This is a genomic window from Endozoicomonas sp. SESOKO2, from assembly GCF_024606245.1.
In the GTDB taxonomy this organism is placed as follows: domain Bacteria; phylum Pseudomonadota; class Gammaproteobacteria; order Pseudomonadales; family Endozoicomonadaceae; genus Endozoicomonas_A.
Genome location: NZ_JAHHPQ010000426.1, coordinates 1 through 1,375, shown reverse-complemented (window position 1 = coordinate 1,375; position 1,375 = coordinate 1). Strand labels below are relative to the sequence as shown.

Below are 1,375 nucleotides of genomic sequence, written 5' to 3'. Positions count from 1 at the left end.
GATTCGTTTTTCTTCAGGCACATCGGGTACGTTTTTAACCGTTAGACTGGTGACTGCGAAAAATTATTTGTACACCATTATTTACAACAGTAATGGGCAACTGTCTTTCGTTACTTATGAAAACCAGGCCAATGTCCATCAATTTGACGCTGCATTCAAGACCCCGGCGACAAGGTCAATGCGCCCGGTTTTTGTGGGCAATAAAGCCTATCTGGCAGTTGCAGACGCTGATGTTGAGAAGGGTATCCGGCATGTCCGGATGCAGGTGATTTTTCTGAATTTTGAATACCTGCCGCCTATATCCCATCCAGAATTCCCAGACTGGGGTATTGGGCTTATTACAGCGGGTGTTGTGGTCTTGATTGCCGTGGTTTCAGCTATCGTAGCCGTTAAGAAGTTCAAGAGGAAACCACCCGTTCCCGTAAGTGATGCCACGAATGCGTACCAAGGGTTATGATCATTAATAACCACCAAACATTCAGGCAACCAGATCAACCCGCTGATGATCCTCTGGGATTAACGAGAAGACACCTAATATTCCTGTGCAGCGTATTAAAGCCCGGTATCAGCAAATAGGGCCAGCAACGCTTCCACATGAAATCGTATATATTTATCCATACCGATAATGGTGGTTTTTTTGAAGAATGTGCTTACGAGGAGCCAGTAATCTCAGTGCAGCGGCATTAACATCAGGGAATGAATGGAATTTCAGGTTGCAATGCAGTGGCTACTCAGATGATCCTTGTGTTCAGTAGTTTGCTCATATCCATCGTCAGTGACATGAAATTTTCAGCCATGATCTTGTTCAGTCTTCAAGCGATGAATGAATGGATTGATAGCTAACTACCTGAAAGTCGTCGTAAGATGCAGCTTTTAGCGGCAGATGATGAAGAGCTGATTGAATCGCCAACACCCACTGAGACTCACGTCTATTGTTCCTGTTTTCTGAAATAACAGTCTCGACAACTGTTATTTTACCGCTGATCGACAGCGACAGGCATCTCGAATCTTTCCCTGTTTTTTAACCGGACGGCAGTGAATTTTGTGTCCATTTTCACTGCCTCAGATCACCAAGTGAAGAATCCAAAGCCAGAATTCTGGAGAGAGGTTATGGGCATTGCGAAGGGCTGGTCTATTGCGGGTTTGGTTATCCTGTTGGCAGCAAGCTTTCTGCAGGCAGTTGCTCAGACGTCTGTTACTGCCCAGCCAACAACGTCTGGTAATGCAACCGTGAACCTTCTGTTGATCCATGTGATTAATATGGATCCGAACATGTTACCGGTAACGGCTGCTCCAACACCTACAGGAGGCGTTGTCCCTCCAAGACATTGTCGGCCCTACTGGGCTACGAGTGTCTCATGGAATATGAACACTA

The 1,375-nt window shown here is 45.8% G+C and carries 2 protein-coding genes; both read left to right on the top strand.

Annotated features, from left to right (window positions below; genetic code table 11):
- A partial coding sequence (locus KDK17_RS09435) for a phage holin family protein (RefSeq protein ID WP_257287931.1) occupies positions 1-457 on the top strand: 457 nt, incomplete at its 5' end.
- Between the two features lie 653 nt (positions 458-1,110).
- A partial coding sequence (locus KDK17_RS09430; RefSeq protein ID WP_257287930.1) for a hypothetical protein occupies positions 1,111-1,375 on the top strand: 265 nt, incomplete at its 3' end.